General features: G+C 59.0%; 15 protein-coding genes. 4 read left to right on the top strand and 11 right to left on the bottom strand.

Annotated features, from left to right (window positions below):
* The 11 genes from RY113_RS07860 to rfbA form a co-directional block, all read right to left on the bottom strand.
* Entirely contained in the window at positions 1-1,311 is a 1,311-nt protein-coding gene (locus tag RY113_RS07860) for a Coenzyme F420 hydrogenase/dehydrogenase, beta subunit C-terminal domain (RefSeq protein WP_315914146.1), read from the bottom strand.
* Complete coding sequence (locus RY113_RS07865) at positions 1,308-2,471, bottom strand: polysaccharide pyruvyl transferase family protein (RefSeq protein ID WP_110104598.1); 1,164 nt, start codon at positions 2,469-2,471, stop codon at positions 1,308-1,310. The genes RY113_RS07860 and RY113_RS07865 overlap by 4 nt, the downstream gene beginning before the upstream one ends.
* On the bottom strand, positions 2,468-3,226 hold the full coding sequence (locus tag RY113_RS07870; RefSeq protein WP_315914147.1) for a CDP-alcohol phosphatidyltransferase family protein: 759 nt from the start codon (positions 3,224-3,226) through the stop codon (positions 2,468-2,470). Before RY113_RS07870 ends, RY113_RS07865 begins: the two co-directional genes overlap by 4 nt.
* A gap of 80 nt (positions 3,227-3,306) precedes the next feature.
* A complete protein-coding gene (locus RY113_RS07875; protein ID WP_315914148.1) occupies positions 3,307-4,470 on the bottom strand; it encodes a glycosyltransferase family 4 protein in 1,164 nt (387 codons plus the stop codon).
* A gap of 15 nt (positions 4,471-4,485) precedes the next feature.
* Positions 4,486-9,876 (bottom strand): PKD domain-containing protein, encoded by a 5,391-nt coding sequence (locus RY113_RS07880; RefSeq protein WP_315914149.1) that lies wholly within the window; start codon positions 9,874-9,876, stop codon positions 4,486-4,488.
* A 29-nt stretch (positions 9,877-9,905) separates the two neighbouring features.
* Positions 9,906-10,604, bottom strand: a complete 699-nt coding sequence (locus RY113_RS07885) for a DUF4352 domain-containing protein (RefSeq protein WP_315914150.1) — start codon at positions 10,602-10,604, stop codon at positions 9,906-9,908.
* 4 nt (positions 10,605-10,608) lie between these two features.
* Complete coding sequence (locus RY113_RS07890) at positions 10,609-11,610, bottom strand: glycosyltransferase family 2 protein (protein WP_315914151.1); 1,002 nt, start codon at positions 11,608-11,610, stop codon at positions 10,609-10,611.
* An 8-nt stretch (positions 11,611-11,618) separates the two neighbouring features.
* Entirely contained in the window at positions 11,619-12,683 is a 1,065-nt protein-coding gene (locus RY113_RS07895; protein ID WP_315914152.1) for a glycosyl transferase, read from the bottom strand.
* Positions 12,680-13,864 carry a DUF1972 domain-containing protein gene (locus RY113_RS07900; RefSeq protein ID WP_396334224.1) on the bottom strand — a complete coding sequence of 395 codons (1,185 nt, stop codon included), beginning with the start codon at positions 13,862-13,864 and terminating at the stop codon, positions 12,680-12,682. Before RY113_RS07900 ends, RY113_RS07895 begins: the two co-directional genes overlap by 4 nt.
* A 101-nt stretch (positions 13,865-13,965) precedes the next feature.
* The gene (locus RY113_RS07905) at positions 13,966-14,427 is read right to left on the bottom strand and encodes an adenylyltransferase/cytidyltransferase family protein (protein WP_110104606.1); all 462 of its coding nucleotides are present in this window, start codon (positions 14,425-14,427) and stop codon (positions 13,966-13,968) included.
* A 460-nt stretch (positions 14,428-14,887) separates the two neighbouring features.
* Positions 14,888-15,760: a glucose-1-phosphate thymidylyltransferase RfbA gene (rfbA, locus tag RY113_RS07910; RefSeq protein ID WP_315914154.1), complete on the bottom strand. Its 873-nt coding sequence runs from the start codon at positions 15,758-15,760 to the stop codon at positions 14,888-14,890.
* A 51-nt stretch (positions 15,761-15,811) separates the two neighbouring features.
* Here rfbA and rfbB point away from each other — a divergent pair, with 51 nt between their 5' ends.
* From rfbB to RY113_RS07930, 4 genes are all read left to right on the top strand, one after another.
* Positions 15,812-16,849: a dTDP-glucose 4,6-dehydratase gene (gene rfbB, locus RY113_RS07915; RefSeq protein WP_315914155.1), complete on the top strand. Its 1,038-nt coding sequence runs from the start codon at positions 15,812-15,814 to the stop codon at positions 16,847-16,849.
* Positions 16,846-18,291 carry a bifunctional dTDP-4-dehydrorhamnose 3,5-epimerase family protein/NAD(P)-dependent oxidoreductase gene (locus RY113_RS07920; RefSeq protein ID WP_315914156.1) on the top strand — a complete coding sequence of 482 codons (1,446 nt, stop codon included), beginning with the start codon at positions 16,846-16,848 and terminating at the stop codon, positions 18,289-18,291. Before rfbB ends, RY113_RS07920 begins: the two co-directional genes overlap by 4 nt.
* 5 nt (positions 18,292-18,296) lie before the next feature.
* The gene (gene lhgO, locus RY113_RS07925) at positions 18,297-19,481 is read left to right on the top strand and encodes an L-2-hydroxyglutarate oxidase (protein ID WP_315914157.1); all 1,185 of its coding nucleotides are present in this window, start codon (positions 18,297-18,299) and stop codon (positions 19,479-19,481) included.
* Positions 19,482-19,921: 440 nt separating this feature from the next.
* The gene (locus RY113_RS07930) at positions 19,922-22,540 is read left to right on the top strand and encodes a WecB/TagA/CpsF family glycosyltransferase (RefSeq protein WP_315914158.1); all 2,619 of its coding nucleotides are present in this window, start codon (positions 19,922-19,924) and stop codon (positions 22,538-22,540) included.
* The last annotated feature ends 37 nt before the right edge of the window (positions 22,541-22,577 follow it).

A 22,577-nucleotide genomic window follows, 5' to 3' on the forward strand; every position in this document is an offset into this window, starting at 1 on the left:
CTAGCGCTGCTTTTCCCGGTCCAGACCCCGGCGCCGCCGGAAGGTTCCGCGCGCTGTCCGGAGGGATTCCCTGAGCCGGGGCAGGGCCAGACGCCACAGGGAAAAACCGGAAAATCGTGGCACTGACCCGCCGGCAGCCAGGGTGCCGGCCAGCCTGGCTAAAAGTGTTTCGCGGCGTTTTCGTTGCAGTGGCTGGACGGCCACCAGTTCAGCCACGTCCATTGCCTTGAGAGTGAGCACACCGGCAGCGGCTGCGGCCAGCACAAGGCTCCTGCCCCGTTCCGTGCGCGCGATCAGGGCACTAATACCGGCCCGGTCGGTAAACAGGGGGTACCCGGTGGCGTCGGTGCGCCAAAAGTCTGCGGCAGTAATGTCTGCACTCTCCCCCACCCCATCAGGACAAATCTTGCACCGCCATTGCGTGGTTGGACCGAGGTACTGACCCCACGATTCGTCATAGCTAGCGTTCCGCACTGTGCCATCGGTGTCGGTGATGGAAAAGTCTCCCGGCCACCCCTGCCCGCGGTAACGAAGTTCACTAACCCCGGCTCCTTCTGCCACCCCCAAATCAGCGGCTAGACGGTCCGTGGCATTCTGGCTGGGAGTGCCGGCACAGAAGAACGACAATAGGAGAGGGCCCTCGCCAGCAGCCGCCTCTCCCCCATCTTCTGCGCTGGCGCGTTCGCCACGGGGTCCCAGGGCACGGATGGCAGAGACCTCACACGGTTTACCCACGAAGGCTGTGCCAGCGTCCCGAGCACCGGGTACCGAGGCATTTGCCACCGGGGCGTAGCGGGAACCGGCAGCTTTGAGGGCTTGCTCCTTACTGATTATTTGTACCGGCACGGTCCTTCGCGCATTGTTCGGATCAGAGGCTGCGCCAATGACCGTTGCGGCCTGCCCGGTCTCCAAAAGCCAGGCGGAGAGTGCGCTGAGTGTGCCGCCGCTGCTGCCAGCATGGCGCACTGCTGGATCATTTGCCCACGCTTCCCAGGCCTGGACTACAGGACCGAGCTGGGCATGGCGGTGTGATCCGGGAGGCCGTTGAGCTACAACCCGGACGCCGGGGCACGCCGCAGCGAAATCGCGTTCCACATCCCTCCCCGGTCTCCCGGCAGCACCTGTTGGGGTACCTGCGCGAGCCTCTGGTGGGTAAACGTCCGGACTCTTACGGACGGGCCGGAGATAGCCTTCCGCGTTCAATTCCATGCTGAGCCCTGGATCAAGTTGCACGCAGCCCCCACAACCGGAGCAATTATCTGCCTCAACTACACGTTTGATGGCGGCGTCTAGCCGTTCGTGTGGGCTCATGAAAGGGACCGCAGTGCTTGCTCGGCCCGGAGCAGCAGGCGCTGCGCATTTTCGGATAGGGCCGCAAGGTCGCCGGCCATGGCGTCTGCGCCAAGTTGGTGGAGGACTGCTGCCACAGGATCCGTGGACGTGTCCCGCAAGTCAACGGTGTGCTGCCAGCCCAGATCCCGCAGCAGCGGTTCAAACTTCCGGGAGTAGGCCAAGGGAATGGCGGGGGTACCAACCGAGAGGGCGTTGAGGCAAGCGTGCATCCGAGATCCAATGACAACGTTGCCTGATGCCACTGCGGCACGGACCTCATCAAGATCCTTAGGGATAAGCACCTCGGCCTGGCTTTGCGCACTGTTCATGAACTCCCTGATGGCCGGAACGTCATTATCTTTACTGGTGGGCTGTTGTGTGCCCACCCCTGGGTAAGGGTCTAGGACGTGGGCCAGAAGTGTCAGCTGCCTCCCTTGTGCGAGCAGCCCATCATGCAGGCGGGTCACAATATCCCGGTAAGAGCGGAAATCAACGTGGGGGTTGGGATTCCATAGCAATCCGGAAATGTTCAGGATCACGTCCCGGCTTTTCTCTACCTGGGGGACTTCCATGGCAAAGACAACGTCCGTGCTTTGCACATCCACGGCCCGGCCCAGCCTGGCGGAGGCGTCAGCGCTTTCGGCGTCCCGGACCATGAGCACTTTGGCACTAGAGAGGGAGCCTCTAGCGAGGAGTCTGCCGCGTTTGGAGTTGAAGGGCCCCACGGTCTGCGGGCCTAGCACCAAGGGAATTCCGGCTCGGCGCACACACGCTGCCACAGCCGTCATGATGGAGTGCCGCTTCAAACCGTAAATATCAGCGAAGCTGTCTCCTGACCGGGTATCAATAACCAGATCAAAGCCAGAGAGCCACTTCTGCATGCCGCGGCGCCCGGTGACCTGCTCACGCACCAGTGAACGTAGCCGGCCCATGGGCAGGTGCGGGGAACCGTGCCCGTAGTTCACGAAGGTGATGGCGGCGTCTGGCCACACGCGCCGCACCAGCGCTGCGGTTCCTCGGCCCAGTGCACGGACTCCTAGGTTCGGTGAGCTATCGTCTGCCCAGAGGACCAGCACCTGCAAGGGCCCTGGAGCTTGAGGTTGCAGCGCGGCTGGCCCCGCCCCGGTGCCGTTCATCATGCCAGGGCCTTCATATCAGCAAACCATTTCGGCAAGGCCAGGATCAGGTAGCCCAAGTTTGCGGCGAAGATCAGGGTGTAGATGACGAAGAAATACTGGGGCCAGCCGAGTAAGAGGAAAATCAGGCACAGGACGCCGTAGTCCGTGGGGAGCCCCACCAGGGAGCGCAGGGGTGTGCTGGCTTTCAGTTCGGTGAAGTTCTCGGGGCCAGGATGCCTGGCTTTGAGCTGATCGTTGAGGATGCTGGCAAAGAAGGAGACAGCTGAAACCATGCTGAAACCCAGAGGTACCAGCAGCCAACCTTGCGGGCTCAGATTGAAATGCAAGAATGCGCTCAGCAATACAGCTAGATGCAGGGTTGAGCACTTGATGCAATCAAGAACGTGGTCAAGCCACTCCCCCGCCGGTGAACCGCCGCCGCGGAGCCGGGCCACCTGACCATCGGCAGAATCAAAGGCGTAGCCAATGACCAGCAGGGCTGTGACAAGGGCTCCCAGCCACACTGTTGGTGGCAGCACCGCTAACAAGATGATGGCACTGAAGGTAAAGAACGCACTGATCAAGCTGACGGTGTTGGGCGCCAGCCCCAGCAGGAAAGCCGCTGCGGCCACACGCCTGCCAAGAGGCCGGTTGACATAGATGGAATAGGCTGGCGCACCGCGTCCCCGCTTTTTCTGGGCCGTTTCAAGCTGTGCCATGGTGGCACGAAAACGGCCCCGGTGAGACTGTGCATCCTCGGCCACGGATTCACTCATCTCGTGCTCGTTTCAACGATCATTGGCAATGCCCCCAGAATGAATACTGCCCGCCCCTGTAACGGGGATTACGCACCACACTAGCCCTTGGACGCGCCAAAGACACGGACTTCTCTGGGCGAGATGATCTGATCAACAATCTCGGAAAGGTAATCCGTGTAGGCGTCAACACTGTGGCGTTTTTTGGCCGTCTGTAAGTCACGGGTGAGCCGTTCCTGCATGTCAGCCCACGTGGCCATCATGTTTTGTACCGCGTTGGCCAGTGCCACGGGGTCATTTGCCCTGACCGGAGCTCCCGCCTGGTAACCGGCAATGGCTTCAATCAAGCCTGTGGTTTCACTAGCAATGACCGGCCGTCCAGCGAGGATGGCCTCGACGGCCGTATTCCCGAAGGGTTCATCCGCGCGGGAAGGCACCACAACAATGTCACTCTGTGCCACCAAGTCCCAGATCTCCTCCTTGAAGCCCCGGAAGCGTACCTTTGTCTCAAGTCCGTAGTCACGGACCTGTTCGTGGAGCTGGTCCTGGTACCACTCGTAGCCGGAATAGACGGCACCAATCAGATCTAGTTTTGCATCAACACCCCGTTGCTTGAGGATTGACAGCGCGTCGATGGCCACATCCACACCTTTGCGCGGCGAGAGCCGGCCAATGTAGGCCAGCCGCAGAGGACCCGCAAGCTCAGTGCGCACCGGTTCAGGGGTGGACGGCCCGGGCACGGCGTTGTAGAGAACTTGGATCCGGGCGCCCAGCCGCTTGAAGGAGCTCTTGATGACTCCGGCACTGAAATTGCTGTTGGCAACAATGGCGTCCGCTGCGAACAACGGCAACGCCAACGCTTTTCTCATCAAGGCCCCGGTTGACGCTTCACCCTCATGGACATGGACCAGCAGTGGTATGCGGTGCATTTTTGCCAGCATGTTCCACAGCGGAATGGTGATGGTATTGACGTAGATGAGCTCGGGCTGCAGCTGCCGGATCAGCCGCGAGCCTTGGGTTATGCCCCGCAGGCTCTCTGTCACGGCATGGACAAAGCCCCGTGGTGTGAAAATGCTCTTGCGCAGGATGGGGCTGGGGCAGACAAGGACCTCCGCGCCCCGGGAGCGGAGCTCCGCTTCCAGCGGGCCTGCTTCCGCCAGTGACACGAACACTGTGTGACCTGCTTGCATCATGGCGGAAACGCTTGCCAGGAAAACTCTGTCGGATCCATAGAGTTCCGCCGTTGGGTGCACCAAGAGAATCATGGATGCTTATCCTTCCTATTTCTGCCAAATGGAGGTGATGGGAAGTGCGGCCTTGCTGGCGTCATTGGCCGGCAAGGCAAAGGCGTCTTCCAGGGTGCGCACAACGCTGAAGGGTGTGGTTGCTTCCGTGTACGTTCCCGGAAGAACCTGTTGGCCGGTGATGAGAGTGGGGATCTGCTGCCCATCAGCTGCTGCGCCCCACGTCAGGATCAGCAAACTATTGTGTTCTTGTGCCCAGGCAACGTACCCGCCAAAATTCTTCTTCAGCCAAGCATCACTGTCAGCAATGGAGCCTTGGTGCCCGTCATGGTCCAGGTTAGGAACCACGTAGGAGACAGCAGGCAGCTTGGAGAAGTCGGAAGGAAACGCCGTCAGAGGCTGGTTGGCCGAGGCCGGGACAGCGGGCCAATTCACCCACGGATTATTGACACCTGCATAGCGGCCGCTCACGCAGCCGGTGAATCCGGCGCTGGGCAGATCCTCAGCAAAACCCGTGAAAGTCTTGCCGGCGCTTGCAAGCTGGGTGGCAATGTTGTCCGTGGTGAACGCCTGAGGGCAAAGCCCACCGGCGGCGTCCTGGGTCTGCCCCGAGAACAGGCTCAGGTTATCTGGCCCAGCCACCGTCTTGGACATTGTTGCCCCGTCCTTGGCCAGCGAATTGATGAAAGGGGCCTCTTGGTTGCCCATGACATCAGCCGATGACCGCTTGCCCATCATGACTAGAACAACATGCTCAGGCGTGGGGACCTCCGCCGCAGCCGGGGCTGCCGGGGCCGGAGCAGGCGGGGCCGGGACTGCAGGAGGATCGGCGGGCGCAGCCGGAGCCGCGGGCGCCACCGGAGCGGGCTTAGGGGCCGGAACAGGAGCCGGTGCCGCCGGTCCGGGCTTAGCCTCCGGAGCAGGTGCAGGTGCCGGTGCGGGAGCTAGTTTAGCGTCGGGCCCAGCAGCAGCCTTGTTCGCGGCGGGGGCTTGGCTGGTGGTCACCACGTAATCATCGAAACTAGTCTGAACAGCAGCAGTAGCTGAACCGGCAAGGTACGCACCCAGCCCAACACTGCCAGCAGTTTGCAAAGCAGCAGTGCTATCCGTAGCCGACGCCAACCACGCCACAGGCTCACCCTGACCCGCCGGCCAGATCTTCCCCTGCACCGTAGTGGGCGAAGTACCCGTCACTTGCAACCGCAGGTTCAACACCATGTTCGCCGAATACGTCAGAGACGGAACCTGGACCAACTTCAACGTCACAGAATCCCGCAACAACACCAACCACACGGACCCGTCAGCCTTGACCCAGGACTTCATCGAATACGAGGACGCATCCACCCGCCGCCCAGCAACACTGGCATAGTTCCCACCACCAGTAGGCACACTATTCAACGCCACCGTCACCGCAGAATCCGTATCCGTGGAAGAGACCGAACCCAACGTGGCAAACCGTGTTGAACCAGCACCCAACGGCATCTTTCCCACACCGCCAGAAACCTGGAACATCGCCGCCGAACCAGTCAAAGACCATGCCCCGCCAGTATCAGCAGAACCCCAACCATTACTGACAGTGCGCCCAAACGCATCCTTGGCCACAACATTCGCCGGCTCCACAGGATCCGCAACCACCGTCACCGACTTCGTCACAGCCGCAGAAGCAAGCCCCTGATTATCAGTGACCACCAAAGACACCGTGTAGCTACCAGCAACAGCATAAGTATGGGCCGCCGTCGCCCCCGTCCCCGTAGACCCATCACCAAAAGCCCACGCATAGGAGGCAACCGAACCATCCGCATCCGCAGAAGCCGAACCATCCACAGCAACCCCCAACCCCGAAACCACCGCAGCAAACCCAGCCACCGGAGCCACATTCGCGGCGGGGGCTTGGCTGGTAGTGACCACGTAATCATCGAAACTAGTCTGAACAGCAGCAGTAGCTGAACCGGCAAGATAAGCACCCAACCCAACACTGCCAGCAGTTTGCAAAGCAGCAGTGCTATCCGTAGCCGACGCCAACCACACCCCAGGCTCACCCTGACCCGCCGGCCAAATCTTCCCCTGCACCGTAGTGGGCGAAGTACCCGTCACCTGCAACCGCAGGTTCAACACTATGTTCGCCGAATACGTCAGAGACGGAACCTGGACCAACTTCAACGTCACAGAATCCCGCAACAACACCAACCACACAGACCCATCAGCCTTAACCCAGGACTTCATCGAATACGAGGACGCATCCACCCGCCGCCCAGCAACACTGGCATAGTTCCCACCACCAGTAGGCACACTATTCAACGCCACCGTCACCGCAGAATCCGTATCCGTAGAAGAGACCGAACCCAACGTGGCAAACCGTGTTGAACCAGCACCCAACGGCATCTTTCCCACACCGCCAGAAACCTGGAACATCGCCGCCGAACCAGTCAAAGACCATGCCCCGCCAGTATCAGCAGAACCCCAACCATTACTGACAGTGCGCCCAAACGCATCCTTGGCCACAACATTCGCCGGCTCCACAGGATCCGCAACCACCGTCACCGACTTCGTCACAGCCGCAGAAGCAAGCCCCTGATTATCAGTGACCACCAAAGACACCGTGTAGCTACCAGCAACAGCATAAGTATGGGCCGCCGTCGCCCCCGTCCCCGTAGACCCATCACCAAAAGCCCACGCATACGAGGCAACCGAACCATCCGCATCCGCAGAAGCCGAACCATCCACAGCAACCCCCAACCCCGAAACCACCGCAGCAAACCCAGCCACCGGAGCCACATTCGCAGCGGTTACCGTGACGGTGCGGGAGGTGGTGGCCGGAACTCCAGATCCGGTTTTAACTGTGAGCACCACGGTGTACGTTCCGGGGTTGCTGTAGTTGTGGTTAGCCTGGACGCCAGTGCCAGCTGGCGTGCCGTCACCAAAGTCCCATTGATAAGAGGCAATGGTTTGCCCTGACGGTGCTGTGGACGCCGACGCGTTGACGGCGAGCGCCAAGTTGTTCGATGTTGCGGTAAACGATGCTGTTGGCACCCCTTGACCTGTTCCCAGTGCGTAGTGTGAGGCTACTTGCGCCGCAGAGAGTGCACTGTTGTACACAGCGAAATTATCCAGTGTGCCGTTGAAGTAGTTACTGGTGGGCGCGTTGGGCCAATTTCCCAGAGTGTCTCCGCCAACCCGCCAGTAGCCCAAGAAACTCTGGGCCGTAGTTGTTTGGGCATCGCTGCCCACCACCTGCCCATCCACGTAGAGCACCATGCCGGCGCTTCCCTGAGTGGCAACTATGTGGTGCCAGGCGCCGTCGTTGTAGGCTTTGGCGCTGGTCACTGTCTTTGTTGCCCCTGTGTAGACACCAAAGGACAGTGCCCCGGTGTTCAGCATGTAAACATGCCGGTCATAGTTGGAAGAAGTTCCTGAATTGCTGGAACCGTACCCCATGAGTTTGCCGCCACTGGTGGTGGTTGTCTTGAACCACAGCTCAGTGGAGAACGCGGGGTTCGCTGCCACTGTGGAGGTGGAGCCAATAACACCGTTGGCGGTGCCGTCAAAGGTGGAGGCTGGTGCCGTATCCCCGGCAATGGCTCCTCCCCCGGCGGGCGTTGTTCCAACTCCGGTGCCAACCTTGCCATCATTGCCGCCAACCCAGTCAGCCGCAGCGGTAGCCGCCGTACCGCCCAGAGGCCAGAAGAGGGAGGGGTTGTCATTGAGAACACCGCTCACGTAGGGCGATGCCACAGCAGTGCCAATGGTTAGCGAGACTTGTGGACTCGAGACGCTGTTGCCATCAGGATCAGAGGCCACCACATAGTAGCTTTGGGCCGAGCCTGGAGGGAGCCCTGTATCGGTCAGGGTGATGCTTGGCAGGTTCCAATAGGTGGATTGCACGGTGCTCGTAGCCACTGGCTGCGCCTTGCCCACCCGCATCAAGCTGTAGTTCAGGAACAGATCATCCCTGTCCCAGTTGGCCGGGATACTCACCCGTGCCGAACCTGCTGCGACGGACTTGGCCGTGGGGGTCCATGCTGTTCCTGACAGCCGTGGGCCCTGCTTTGGACCGCCCGGCGGGTTTGAGGAGAACCTGACCAGTCCTTGTTGTTGCTGGTTGTTGACGCCCACAAATTCACCGCCAACAGAGATGAAACCGCCAGTTCCAACAATGGAGAAGCCCGCCTGTCCCATGCCTGTGGCGGTCCCGGTGAGCCAATCCGGATACCAGTCCACCACAGCGGGGGCAGGGTAACCGCTCCAGTCCTTGTAAATGCTGTTGACCCACGGACTGCGGCTTAGCGTGCCCTTGGGTGCTGCCGTGGTGGCGCTGGCGTTGCGCATGTTTTGCGGCTGCTTTTGCACCATGCCACCGGCCGATTCACACGCGTGCTCATGACTGGTGGTGTAGACAGTTGTGCCGTCCGAATAAACCCCGTAATGGTCTCCGTGGCAATCGGCAATCCACCGGATGCTACCGTCTTCTGGTGCGGCGGCAAAGGTGCCTTCCAGGTTTCCCACCGTGATATCGGCATATACCCAGCCTGTTCCGTACACGGCGTTTTGATCCGTGGTGAGTCCCCAAATTCCTGCTTTGCCGGCGCCGCTGCCACTTCCCTTACCGTTTTGAATGATGGTGGGTGCCTGCCACGGAAGCAAGGCTCCTGAGGAGAGGTCAAGGGCAGCCAGCCCGCGCTGCGAAACACCGTTGATGGTGCCAAAGCGGCCTGCCGCAATCAACTTATCCTTTTGCGGGGTCAGGACCATGGCGTCCACTTGCAAATCAGAGGTGGGCGCCCAGGCAAGCAGAGCGCCGCTGGTAGTGAAGGCGGCGAAGCTCTTGCGCACAACGCCGTTGCCAGCACCGATGAGCCCGGCAACATAAACCGCAGTATTTGTCACCACAATGGCGTTGACATAGGAGCCACCCACCGCCGCCTTGAAGGTGGATAAAAGCGTGCCGCTAGCTACATCAAAGGCCGCCAGATTAAAACGAGTCTGGCCGTCAACGGATGTGAAGGAACCACCCACGTAGAGCTGTTTTCCATCCGGGGATGCCGCGAGCGATTTCACGGTGCCGTTGATCTTGGGGGCAAAGGATGTAATGATGCCCGTCCTGATGTCATACGCCAGAAGGTTGCTGCGCGGCATGAGGTTGGTGCCGGGGGCAGCTTCAGCCGGGCGGGCATTGGTGAACGCTCCGCCTGCGTACACAATGTTCCCAATGATTTGTTGAGTCCACACCACCCCGGAATCGATCTGCACGGTTGGCAGCCGGTCACTTGTCACAGTGGTGGCGCTGCGCTGTTCTATGGGGGCCGGGCCAGGCAGCAGATCTGCTGCCTGGGCGGGTACCGTGAAACCCATGACAGTGAGGCTCAATGCGCCCAGCAGCGCAGCCAGGAATATGAAGGACCGTCGCAGTGCTCGGGTAATGGTTTTCATCGCTTGTCCACCTCGGTTGTCATGGCGCATCAGGAAACACTGCCCACAAATTGGGCGCTTGCCTGACCGGCGGCATATTCCACTGACAGGCTCAGCCCGGTTCTGGCATTCGTTGGGATAAGAAATACGTAAACGCCCTGCGTAGAAGCTCCGGGTGCAAGCTCCCCTGAGAAGGGCAGGTATGGGTCTGAGGTTGTTGGCTGCCCCAGAACACCGCTGGCATTGCTCAGTGTCACTATTGCCGAATCGACACTGATGCTCTTGAGCGAACCATTGCGAATGGAAACGAACATGGCCACGGCCGGGCCGGCAATTTCACCCGGTGTGGTTGCTTTTGTTTCCAAGGCTTCTGCCTTGGAGACGGTGATCGAGACCTTATCCGGCAGGGCCGCCGTCTTGTTGAGCTCAACTTTTGTCACCGGCCCGGGGCTGACTGCGGGAACCTTTTGCAAAATGGACCCGCCCGACGGCGCCGGAACAGGCTTGCTTCTCCCTGGCGCCACGCTTGGTGTTGCCACCGGCTGAGCCGGGGACGCCGCCGTGGGAACCGCTGTGGGAACCGCTGTGGGAACCGCTGTGGATGCAGCGCTGGCTCCCGCCGAGGAACCAGCCAGCGGTGCGGGATCCGCCGCCGTGGTTGAGGTACATCCGGAGAACAGAACTGCGGAAAAAGCCACCAACACCGTGAGCGCCACGGGTGCCAGTCTGTTTGCGCCAAAGTGACTCATGGTTTCACCTATTCCCTAGTGTTCCGCTGATTACTGCTCCGGCACCCGATGCCGGCGAGGTCCTGCGCAGCTGTTTCTCTGGCGCACGGGTCCGGATCTCACGCGCCCTTACCAACCCGCTGAGAATTCCCCGGACATAGGCGCGCAGAGGTGCCGGTGAACGCAGCAATTGCCTACGCCCGCCCCGGCACAGAATCTCGTAAGAAACCTTGGGTGTTGCATAAATCCAGCTGCGGAATTCTTTTCCCTGAACATGTTTAGCGCCGTAGAGCAGGCGGTTGCGGATGTTGTAGAAATAGTAGATTTCTGATTTGGTCCCCTCCCCGCTTACCCCGGTTTGCGTTCCGCCAGGGTCATGCACCGCGGAAATTTCGCGAAGGACAGCCAGGCGCCCGCCGTGACTGACAACCCGCCGTGAGAGGTCCACATCTTCCCAATACAGGAAGTAATCTTCATCAAAGCCGCCCACTGTCCGCCACATCTGCCCGGAGATGGCAAAGCAGGCTCCTGACAGCCACGGTTGGTGCGGTGCATCCGGTAGCGGACGGCGGCGGCTCGCCACCCTCCCCGAGGCCGAGTACAAATCCATCCCGTCAAACCACACCTCGCCACTGCTGGTCCTGATCAGGGGTGCGGCCATGAGAGTTGCCTCGGCAGCGACTGCGCAGACCAGCGCCACCAGGTCACCGGTGTCAATCCGGGCATCAGGATTGAGCACTGCCAGCGCCTGGGCCCCCTCGCTCAAGGCCACAGCTGCCCCAGTATTGACAGCGGCGCCAAATCCCCGGTTGCTCTCCAACGCTAGAACGCTCCAGCCGTAACGGGTGGCCAGCACGTTGAGCCGGGCTAGTTCCGTGGCACTGGTGAAATTATCAACAATGACAATGCGGCCCCCAGCTGCTTTCAGCTCAAGTCCTTGGAGGTTTTCCTCCAGAAGGTTCGAAGAGCCGTAGTTGACAACTAGCAAGGCGAAAGCTGTGGGAGTTCCCCCTGAAATATGCGCCATGGCCCCTCCTAACCCACATCTGAATTGACGGCAAGCCTGCTGTGTATCCCCGCACCGTGCTTCGCTTGGTGGTCAAGCGCGTTTTCAAAAACCCGCAGGTGTTCAGCACCTGTGGACTGCCATGACCGTGCCGATAAGTCCGGTGCGGTTCTGGGGGAATGCTCGCGCAGACGCATGAGTGTGCCTTCTACAGCGGCTGCCGTGAGCTCATTCCTGAACAGATACACCCATCCGGGCCCTGCCTCTTCTTGTAACAACCGGTTGACGGGCGTATCAGGTAGCAGTACCGGACGGTTTAAGGACAGCGCCGCCATGGCAGCACCTGAATTGTGCATGGCGCAATACGGCAGAACAACCAGTTCTGCTTGGGTGACGGAGGCCACCAACTCGGCATCGGAGAGGTAGCGGAAATCGAACTCCACCCTGTCATCTCCCTGTGCCATCTCCAGAAGGTTGTGGCTGATCTCTTCCGTTGCGGCTTTGCCGGAAATTGATAGGGTCAATCCCGCCAGCTCTGTTTTCAGAAAGGATTCGAGCAGGGTTTCCACTCCCTTATAGCGACGGATCAGACCAAAAAAGGTGATGCGCCCTGGTGTGGGTTTGTTAACAGCGATGCCGGCAAACCAGTCCCGGTAATGGCCATGCAAGATGGTGGAGGCCGGCATGTCCGGGCCATGGCCGGTGCTGCTATTGAGGGTGATGGTTACGCGGGTCAGGCGCCCCAGCCACCCTTCTAACAGCAGTTGGCTGCGGGACAGGGATTCATGCGGCGCTATATTGTGCCGGGTTCGCACCACGGGTTTCCCCGATAGTTGAAGGCGGGCCAGGACCGCGGCAAACAACAGTTCACGGGCAACGCCCTTGAGCCCGCGGTTTCCAGCGTAAATCACCTCGGGCCAGTGAACGTGAAAAACATCGTAAGGCGCAAAGAGCGCACGCTTGAAGGAGAATGTGAGCACCTCGCACCCCGGCTCCTGTTCCAGAGCCCGGGCCAATTGCACAATATAAGGATTGGTTGTGGGCCTCGGTTCAGCAAAAGATTCCAACACACGCACCGTTGTTCTAGATTTCATCGTGATGCACCATGCTCCGGAACCACAGTGTGGCGCCTCAGCGGCGCGTTGAGTTCAATCTCCGGCACCGGAACCACCCGGCCCAGATCCCGCCTGACTAAGCGCAGGCACAGATTCTCATAACTATCAGCAACGTCATCCCAGCAATACGCTCCGGCCCGTGCCAAGGCCTTTGCTCCACGGAGGGCAACGTTTGATTCGGCACATTCTGCAGCGGTTACCAGTGCGGGAATTTGTTCTTCAGTAGAAAAGTACTGGCCGGCGTCTGCGAGTACTTCCCGGTTGAAATTCACGTCAAAGGCATTGGTGGCTGCACCGGCACCCATGGCTCGCAGCAGAGACGGGTTGGTCCCTCCCACGGAGTGCCCATGCCAGTACACCAAGGCGTGTGAGTAGAGCTCGTTGAGAAGGTCCTGGTCCCATACTCCGCCCAGAAACCGCACCCGTGAATCAGCAGCGTTGTGTATTTGTTGGGTGTACTGCTCCGAATACGGTGCCGAGCCCACCACTACCAGCGGGTACTTTGCATCGCTACGGCTGAAGCCTTCAACAATGGTGTGCACATGATTTTCGGGTTCAAAGCGAGCAACCAGCAAATGGAACTTACCGGGTGTTAAACCGATGCCGCGAAGTTTCTCCGAACCTATGGCCCCCAGAATGGGGGCGCCGTAGGCCATCAAATGAGTTTTTGCGCCATATTTGGTGGCGTAGTATTCCTGGATGCCGGCGGCATCGGCAATGAGGGCATTGGAAAAACGCACGGCCATGCGTTCTGCCCACTGGTAGTAGCTTTTGCCGGCACTGCCCCATTTGGCCCGCTGCCATTCCAACCCGTCAACGTGAGTGGCCACAGGAATTTGTGCGGCTCGCAGCACCGGCAACCACGGCGCATTGGCGGCGTTGAAAACCACTGCCGCGTCCACACGATGGGCCAGAAGATGGCCAGTGGAAAGCCCCGTGTGCACCAAGGTTTCCAAGGACCGGCGCCGGGGCGCCGGCAGCGTCACCAGGTTCATTCCCAAGTACGTTGTTGGCGGAGGAGAACTTGCGTTAGTTTGCCGGCAGTAGACAGTAACTTCATGCCCGCGTTCAGCTAGCCTTCGGCCCACTTCTTCTACACACGTTTCAAATCCGCCATAACGCGCAGGCACTCCCCGTGTACCGATTAGTGCGATGCGCATTGCTTGCTCCCGATCATCTGACCGAACCATAATTGCCCCCAGACATCTTTTTTTGTAATAATGAGACCTGCAGACCGTCTTCGCGGCTGCGTTGATGAGGTTCACCGCACTAGTCGATGAATCTTTTTTGCCTCCTCGCTCTCTCGCTCCAGAAGCTCAAGCGTTCGCCTCAAGATGGTGCTGGATGTGTGGACGGTATAGGGAAAATAGATAATTTCAACGCCTAGCGGCGCAAATTCCTGTTCGAGTTCTAATCCCTTGGCTGTGCCCTTCCAGTCATCGCCTTTGAAGAGAACGTCAAACGTGGTTTGGCGCCACATATCCACCTTGCTCGCCAAGGTTTCTGCTATTGCCTCATCCACGAATCCAACATTGCGGACTATTTCAAGGCGTTCACACAGCGGGATGACAGGTGTTCGGCCCTTACGGGCAATCAGCAACTGATCGGAGACCACCCCGGCGATGAGAAAGTCGCAGCGTGAGCGGGCTTGGCGCAACAGGTTTAGGTGGCCAACATGAAAGAGGTCAAAGGCCCCGGCTGCGTATCCAATTCTCATTGCCATGTCATTCTCCGCGTAGTGTGCTTTGCACTGGGAGGACTTTCAAAATGGCGCAATGAAGAATTTCGCAGCCACACATGGGGTGTCACTACTGCTCCGGTAATTAACGGAATGCAGCGTACCCCCGGGTACCCCTGGCAAAACATGTGAGACCTTCTTGTAATAGACCTTGCGTCAAGTGGTTAGTCCTTGTTAGTCCCATTAAAGAATCAACTCAGCCCGAAAGCACTACACGCCACTACCCGATTCGGGCAGCACAAAAGGGGCCGTGTACTTGTGTAGTACTTGCATATTTGTGAGGACTACTTGGTTTGCACAGTCGTGTCCCAGCTGTGTCCTAGAAGTTGCTGGCAAGTTTTGGGCGCAGCTGATAGGCCCGGGAGTTTCGGGCACATGTCAGCGCAAATCGCGCGGGTCAAGCGGGATTGGTGTTTGCTACTTTTTAGAGCAGTTCTTGTTGTGGTTAGAGCAGTTCTTGTTCCAGAAGCTGCAGCAGATAGCTTCCATAGCCGCTCTTGAGCATGGTCTCGGCGCGCTGGCGTAGTTCCTGGTCACTGAGGAATCCTTGGCGCCAGGCAACCTCTTCCGGGGCGCCTATTTTTAATCCCTGACGGCTTTCTACAGTGCGCACAAAGGTGGAGGCATCATTGAGATCGGCAAAGGTACCTGTATCCAGCCAAGCTGTTCCTCTAGGCAGGATTTCCACATGGAGTTCCCCACGCTCTAGATAGGTGCGGTTGATATCCGTAATTTCCAGCTCTCCGCGCGGAGAAGGCTTTAGATCTGCGGCGATTTCGATGACATCATTGTCATAGAAATACAGCCCAGGCACAGCGTAATTGCTGCGCGGCTTCTCCGGCTTTTCTTCCAGTGAGAGAACTCGCCCGTCGGCGTCGAAATCCACCACACCGTAGGCCCGGGGGTCCTTGACCCAGTAACCAAATATGGAGCCCCCGGAAACATATTCATGCTTTTGCAACTGGCCACCCAAGCCGGGACCATAGAAGATATTATCTCCGAGAACCAGTGAAACGGTGTCATTACCTATGTGTTCGCGTCCTAAAATAAACGCTTGCGCCAAGCCCTCAGGTTCCGGCTGGACTTTATAGCTGAGGTTGATACCGAATTGGGAGCCGTCACCTAGAAGCCGCTGAAATTGTTCGGAATCGTGGGGCGTGGTGATAATCAGGATGTCACGGATCCCGGCCAATATCAGGGTAGAGAGCGGATAGTAGATCGTGGGCTTGTCATAAACCGGAACAAGTTGCTTACTAATGCCCAGAGTAATTGGGTGAAGCCGCGAGCCGGTTCCACCTGCAAGAATGATGCCACGCATTATTACCGTCCTGTACCTTGTTTGCATGGCACCTACAGCTACGCTGTTGCCATGATGCAAATACTGGTGACCGGCGGTGCCGGTTTTATTGGGTCCAACTTTGTCCACTATGTCATGGCTCACACCAACTTTGAGGTGATGGTGGTGGACAAATTGACGTATGCCGGGAATCTGGCCTCGCTTGCGGGGCTGGACCAGTCCCGCTTCCGCTTCATAGAGGGCGATATTTGCGATGCGGAACTGATGGATGAGCTGGTGTCCGGCGTTGATGCAGTGGTCCATTACGCGGCGGAATCGCACAATGACAACTCCCTTGCAGACCCAGCACCATTTTTGGCCACCAACATCATGGGTACCTACACCCTGTTGGAGGCTGTGCGCAGGCACGGGAAACGCTTCCACCACATTTCAACGGACGAGGTGTACGGCGATCTTGCCCTCGATGACCCGAACCGTTTCACTGAGCACACCCCGTACAACCCATCAAGCCCCTATTCCTCAACAAAAGCAGGATCAGATCTGCTGGTCCGGGCTTGGGTGAGATCGTTCGGGATTGCGGCTACCATCAGCAATTGTTCAAATAATTACGGCCCGTACCAGCATGTAGAAAAATTCATCCCCCGCCAGATCACCAACGTGATTGACGGTGTGCGGCCCAAGCTCTACGGTTCCGGAGAAAACGTCCGCGATTGGATTCACGCGGATGACCATTCCTCTGCTGTTCTGACCATTTTGGAAAAAGGCACTCCGGGAGAAACATACCTGATCGGTGCTGACGGCGAACACAATAACAAGGCCGTGATCGAGGCAATATTGACCGAGATGGGACAGGATTCGCACGCCTATGATCAGGTCAGTGACCGTCCCGGACATGATCTGAGGTACGCCATTGACCCCACACGGTTACGCACAGAACTTGGCTGGCGCCCCGCTCACGCCGATTTTTCCGCCGGGCTGGCAACAACCATCCAATGGTACAAATCCAACGAGTCCTGGTGGCGTCCGCAAAAAGACGCCACGGAAAGTAAATATGCAGCCGCGGGCGAGCGGGTTGTGGAAGCACAAGTAAAGACGGCGGCCAAACGATGAATCCAACAGCGTCACCTCACGGCCCGGTCTTTGGAAAGTCTCTTGGCACGCGGGATACCCCCATTCCGGGTGTTCTCCTTTTTGATCTGCCAGTCCATGGCGATAACCGTGGCTGGTTCAAGGAAAACTGGCAGCGTGAGAAAATGGCGGCTGCGGGGCTGGCTGATTTCACTCCCGTGCAAAACAACATTTCCTTCAATGAAACAGCTGGCACCACCCGTGGCATCCATGCCGAGCCTTGGGATAAATTCATTTCAGTGGCCACGGGCGCAGTGTTCGGTGCCTGGGTTGACCTGCGCGAAGGAGCATCCTTTGGCACCGTTTTCACCACAGTGCTGGACCCGTCCTGCGCTATCTACGTACCTGCCGGGGTGGGTAATGCCTTCCAAACCTTGGTAGATGACACGGCTTACTCCTACCTGGTCAACGATCACTGGTCAGCGGCAGCTCAACACCTGTACACATTCCTCAATCTTGGTGATACTACAGCGAACATCCCCTGGCCTATCCCCCTAGACCAGGCGGAATTATCGGAGAAGGACAAAAACCATCCGTTCCTCTCCGAGGTGGTACCCATGAAGAGCAAAAAAACGCTGGTACTGGGCTCCAACGGGCAGTTGGGCCGCGCCATCAAGGCATTTTACGGCGCAGACCCCCACGTGGATTACGCAACACGCAGCGACCTTGAGCTGGCTGGCCCGGCACCCTTCTCCGGCTTTGACTTCACTGTTTATGACACCATCATCAACGCAGCCGCCTATACGGCTGTGGATGGGGCGCAGACACAGGCCGGGCGAGCCGCCGCGTGGGCAGTCAACGCCACAGCTGTTGCTGCGCTGGCGAGCGCCTGCACACAACACAAGATCACGTTGGTGCACATCTCCAGCGACTACGTCTTTGATGGCAGCCTGGAAGTGCACGGTGAAGAGGAACCCTTCTCCCCCCTGGGTGTCTATGGCCAGTCAAAAGCTGCAGGTGACGTGGCTGCTGCCACCACACCCAAGCACTACATCATCCGCACCAGCTGGGTGATAGGGGACGGCAGCAACTTTGTTGCCACCATGGCCACACTCGCTGCCAAGGGTGTGAAACCAAATGTGGTCAACGATCAATTTGGGCGCCTCACCTTTACCGAGGATATTGTCCACGCCGTGAAGCATCTTTTAGACACCCGCCCACCGTACGGCGCCTATAACGTCAGCAACACCGGACCCACTCAAAGCTGGGCTCAGATTGCCGCGGACGTCTATGAGCTTCTCGGTTTCCCCCGTGACTTCGTGACAGGAATTAGTACGGCAGACTACTTTGCCGAGAAGGAAAACATTGCTCCCCGCCCTGTGAACTCAACGCTGAACCTCGCCAAGCTCCAAGCGGCAGGGAACTCTCCGCCACCGGCAGCTCAACGGCTTGGCGAGTATCTGCAGTCACGGCGGGAGAGGTGAGCGGGGTGCGGGCCGCAGTGGTTGGTGGGGGCATTATTGGTGTTGCGGTGGCCCGGGAGCTGCTGCAGTCAGGGGCTGCCGCCGAGGTGGTCCTGTACGAGAAGGAAAACGAACTGGCCCAACACCAGACCGGGCACAATAGTGGCGTGGTCCATGCCGGCCTCTATTACGAACCAGGCAGCCTCAAAGCGCGGCTGTGCAGGCGTGGTGTCAGCTTGCTACAGGATTTGGCTCAGCGGCAAAATCTGCCTTTCGATGAATGCGGGAAGGTGGTGGTGGCACGGGACGGCAGTGAGCTTGGACGCCTTGCCACCATTCTGGAACGGGCCCGTGCCAATGGTGTTCCCGGAGTCCGGATGATCGACGGCGGGGAGCTGGCCCGGATTGAACCTCATGCCCGCGGCATTGCGGCACTGTACTCACCCACCACGGCCATCACCGATTACAAGGCATTAACACTTGGCTTGGCCCGTGAGTTTGAAGAGCTCGGCGGCGAGGTTCGCCTTGGCCTGCCCGTCACGGCGTTGGCGGATAAGGGCTCTGGAGTGGGCGTTGGCACCAGTTCCGGTTCAGAGAATTACGAGCTAGTGGTCAACTGTGCCGGGCTGCAATCCGACAGGGTAGCCAGAACCGCCGGGGATGAGAATTTCCCGCGCGTCGTGCCTTTCTTTGGGTCCTATTTCCTGCTCAAGGACACCAGCCGCCATCTTGTGAACGGACTCATTTACCCCGTCCCGGACCCCCGCTACCCCTTCCTGGGGGTGCATCTGACCAAGCGGATCGACGGCGAAATTATGGTGGGTCCCAATGCTTTCCTCGCAGGTGGCCGGGAAGCCTATGCGCCGTGGCAGCTCTCGCCCAAGGATTTGGCGCAGACTCTCTCGATGCCAGGGTTTTGGCGCTTTGCCGCAGGCAATATCCCGGCAGCAATCCGTGAAGGACGCACTGTTCTTAGTAAACGCTCCTTTATTGGCGCGGCCCGTGATTACGTCCCGGACCTCACCCTTGGCGATGTTCGCCCCGGCAGCCGCGGCATACGCGCGCAGGCCATGAATGGTGATGGCAGCCTTGTGGATGACTTCGTCATTACAGGTTCGGCGAGGATGGTCCACGTACGCAATGCCCCCTCCCCCGGAGCCACATCATCCATGGCAATTGCCGAGCACATAGTCCGCGAGATCAAGGGCTAAATCCGCCCTCCAGCGACCCACTCATTACCTGCCCCCGGCGCCACAAACCAAGTACACGCCAGCATGAGCACTGCTACTTGCAAGTACCAAGCTACTCTGGCGGCCGCTTCTGCGTGCCCATAAAGTCGGCATCGATACGTCTTTTTCTGGCATGCCGAACCTCAGCGTGCGTTGCCATCTTGGACGTGTCCGGCTGTGTTCTCACCCATTGCGAACATAGCGGGTTCACACTCGAACGGCCGGGGGGCAAATGTACATCTGCATGTCTACGTGCGCGGAGATCCGTGGGCAACGTGAGAGTGCTAACCCATGCCCCAACGTCTGCCGAATGTGTTTCCTACAAACATTCCTTGAAGAGGTCGGCCGATCCGCCTGCGGAATTTCCCGCACGCTGACCGGCAGTTTGGCCCGCCTCTCACCGCAGAAGGCAGGTCTTCACCGTGGCCATTGATGTTCCCGAATCCATGTACTCAGCAGGCATTCCAGTCCATCTGGTTGATTTTGAACGCACCATGTCAATTATCTCTCACCGGCTGGTTGAAGCCGCCCAGATACCCCTTTGCGTTGTGTCCATCAATCTCGATCACATTCACCATTTCGGCACCTCAGGCCGCTGGAATGGTGCTTTGGAACATGCGGGCTCTTCGGAGTTCCTGAATTTGATTGACGGCGCACCTATTGCGGCACAGGCCAGGCGTTCAACGGGCCGGGTGTGGCCGCGGCTTGCTGGCAGCGACCTTATTGAACCAATCCTGGAAAAGGCGATCGGGCACGGATCTCGTATTGGGTTTCTAGGTGGCTCGCTCGAGACTCAGCAGGCTCTGCAAACCCGTTTTGCTGCCGAACGCCCTGACATGGCTATTTCCGGGTGGTGGTCACCCGAGCGTAGTCAATTATCCAACCACGGACTGTCCAAAGAATTGGCGGCGGAAATCCGTGCCGCCCAGACCGATGTGCTGGTTGTGGGGCTGGGAAAACCCCGTCAAGAGTTGTGGATGGCAGAATACGCCGCCCACACTGGTGCCAAGGTGCTGCTCGGATTCGGTGCTGCCGTGGATTTCATGGCCGGAAAAGTTGCCCGCGCCCCGCGGTGGGCCTCGGACAACGGTCTTGAATGGGCGTGGCGTCTCTCCCGTGAGCCACGGCGACTGAGCCGGCGCTACCTAGTGGACGGGCCGTCGTCGTACGTGGCACTGCGTGCCAGTACGGGCGTGAAAACTGCGCCGAAGGGCCATACCTCCAGGGAGCCGTATCGGATCAAAAGTGCCCGAGCCGTCCCCGTTGCCGGAAGCTTTGCCGGGCCGGAGGACACGGCGGATGTGGCAGTTCTGGTTGTCACCTACAACAATGCCGAGGATATACCCAAGCTACTGAAGTCGTTGCGGGAAGAAACGGCGGATCATTGCCTCCGGGTGATTGTTGCGGATAATTCCTCCTCTGATGCAACACTGGAGACGCTAGCCGCCCATCCTGACGTCATCACCGTCAGCACCGGAGGTAACCTTGGCTATTCCGGTGGTATCAATGTTGCTGCCAAGCTTGCCGGCACAGCCGAGCACCTCTTGGTCCTGAACCCCGATCTATCTGTGAGCCGGGGTGCCATCAAGGCAATGTTGGCCCGTATGCGCCATTCGGGTGCTGGGGCTGTTGTGCCGCGCTTGCTCGATGACGACGGCCAAATTTATCATTCACTGCGCCGGGAACCTTCGCTGTCCAGAAGTATTGGCGATGCGGTGGTTGGTAGCCGTTTCCCGGACCGCCCGGCGTGGCTTTCGGAAATTGAAACAGATGCAGAAAGTTACGTTTACGCGAGGCAGGTCTCATGGGCCACAGGAGCCGCGATCCTTATCCGTAGCGAGCTGGCCGCGAAACTTGGCCCGTGGGACGAACGGTTCTTCCTGTATTCCGAGGAAACCGATTACTTCCGCAAGATTCGAAACGCTGGCGGGACCATCTGGTTTGAACCTCTCGCTGTCATGAACCATGAACGCGGCGGTTCCGGTAGCTCAGCCGGCCTCACGGCTCTCATGGCCGTCAATAAGGTTCGCTACGCCCAAGCTCACCATTCCCGGCTCTACTCACTGGCCATGCGCGGCATTGTGGCAGCCGCTTCGGTGGCACGTGCCACCCAGCCCGGGCACCGAATGGCGGCGGGGATGCTGTTTGGCATGCGGTCCTGGGAGAACCTGCCCAAGGCTTCACCTGGTGCACGGACTCTGCATAGAGCAGAGGGGGCGTTTCCTTCCGGGACCGTGATCATCCCGGCCTATAACGAAGCTGGGGTCTTGGCGAGGACTCTTCGTCCGTTGGCGAATCTGGCCGCGTCCGGGGCCATTGAAGTCATTGTGGCCTGCAATGGTTGTTCAGATGGGAGCGCTGCAGTCGCCTCAACATTCCCGGGAGTAGTGGTTCTTGACCTGCAAGAGCCGGGCAAAACTTCAGCGCTGAATGCCGCTGACGCCATCGCCACACGCTGGCCCCGGATCTACCTTGACGCGGACATCGAGATCACTGCCGGAGCACTTGCCGAGGTCTTCGCCCATCTGGCCCAGCCTGGGGCCCTGGCTGCCCGCCCCACCTTCCGTTATGACACCTCCGGAGCCGATCTGCGGGTGCGCTCCTACTACAGGGCCAGGACGCGGATCCGCGGAATGCAACAGCATCTTTGGGGTGCTGGCGCGTACGCTGTGAGCGCGGCCGGGCACGCCCGTTTTCCCACCTTTCCCGAGGCTACAGCGGATGACGCCTACGTAGATTCGTTGTTTATGCATGGCGAAAAGGTCATTTTAGATACGCCACCGCTTTTGGTGCGGACACCGCGCTCCACCCGCGAACTACACCACACCCTGCGCCGGATTTATCGCGGTAATCATGAACTTGCTCCCGGCACCGCCATGAGCTCCGGATTGGCGAATCTTGCTGCGAGCATTACCGGACCTCTGGAACTTGTGGATGCTGGAGTTTATGCATCGTTGGCGTTCGCTGGCAAGTTGCGCAGAGGCAATTCACTAACTGTGGGCGGCGGATGGGACCGGGATGAAAGCAGCCGCTTGGCCTAGTTCAGACAGGAGCGGAGCCTTCCAGGCCAGCCGACGC

It is taken from the genome of Arthrobacter sp. lap29 (assembly GCF_032458965.1).
In the GTDB taxonomy this organism is placed as follows: domain Bacteria; phylum Actinomycetota; class Actinomycetes; order Actinomycetales; family Micrococcaceae; genus Specibacter; species Specibacter psychrochitiniphilus.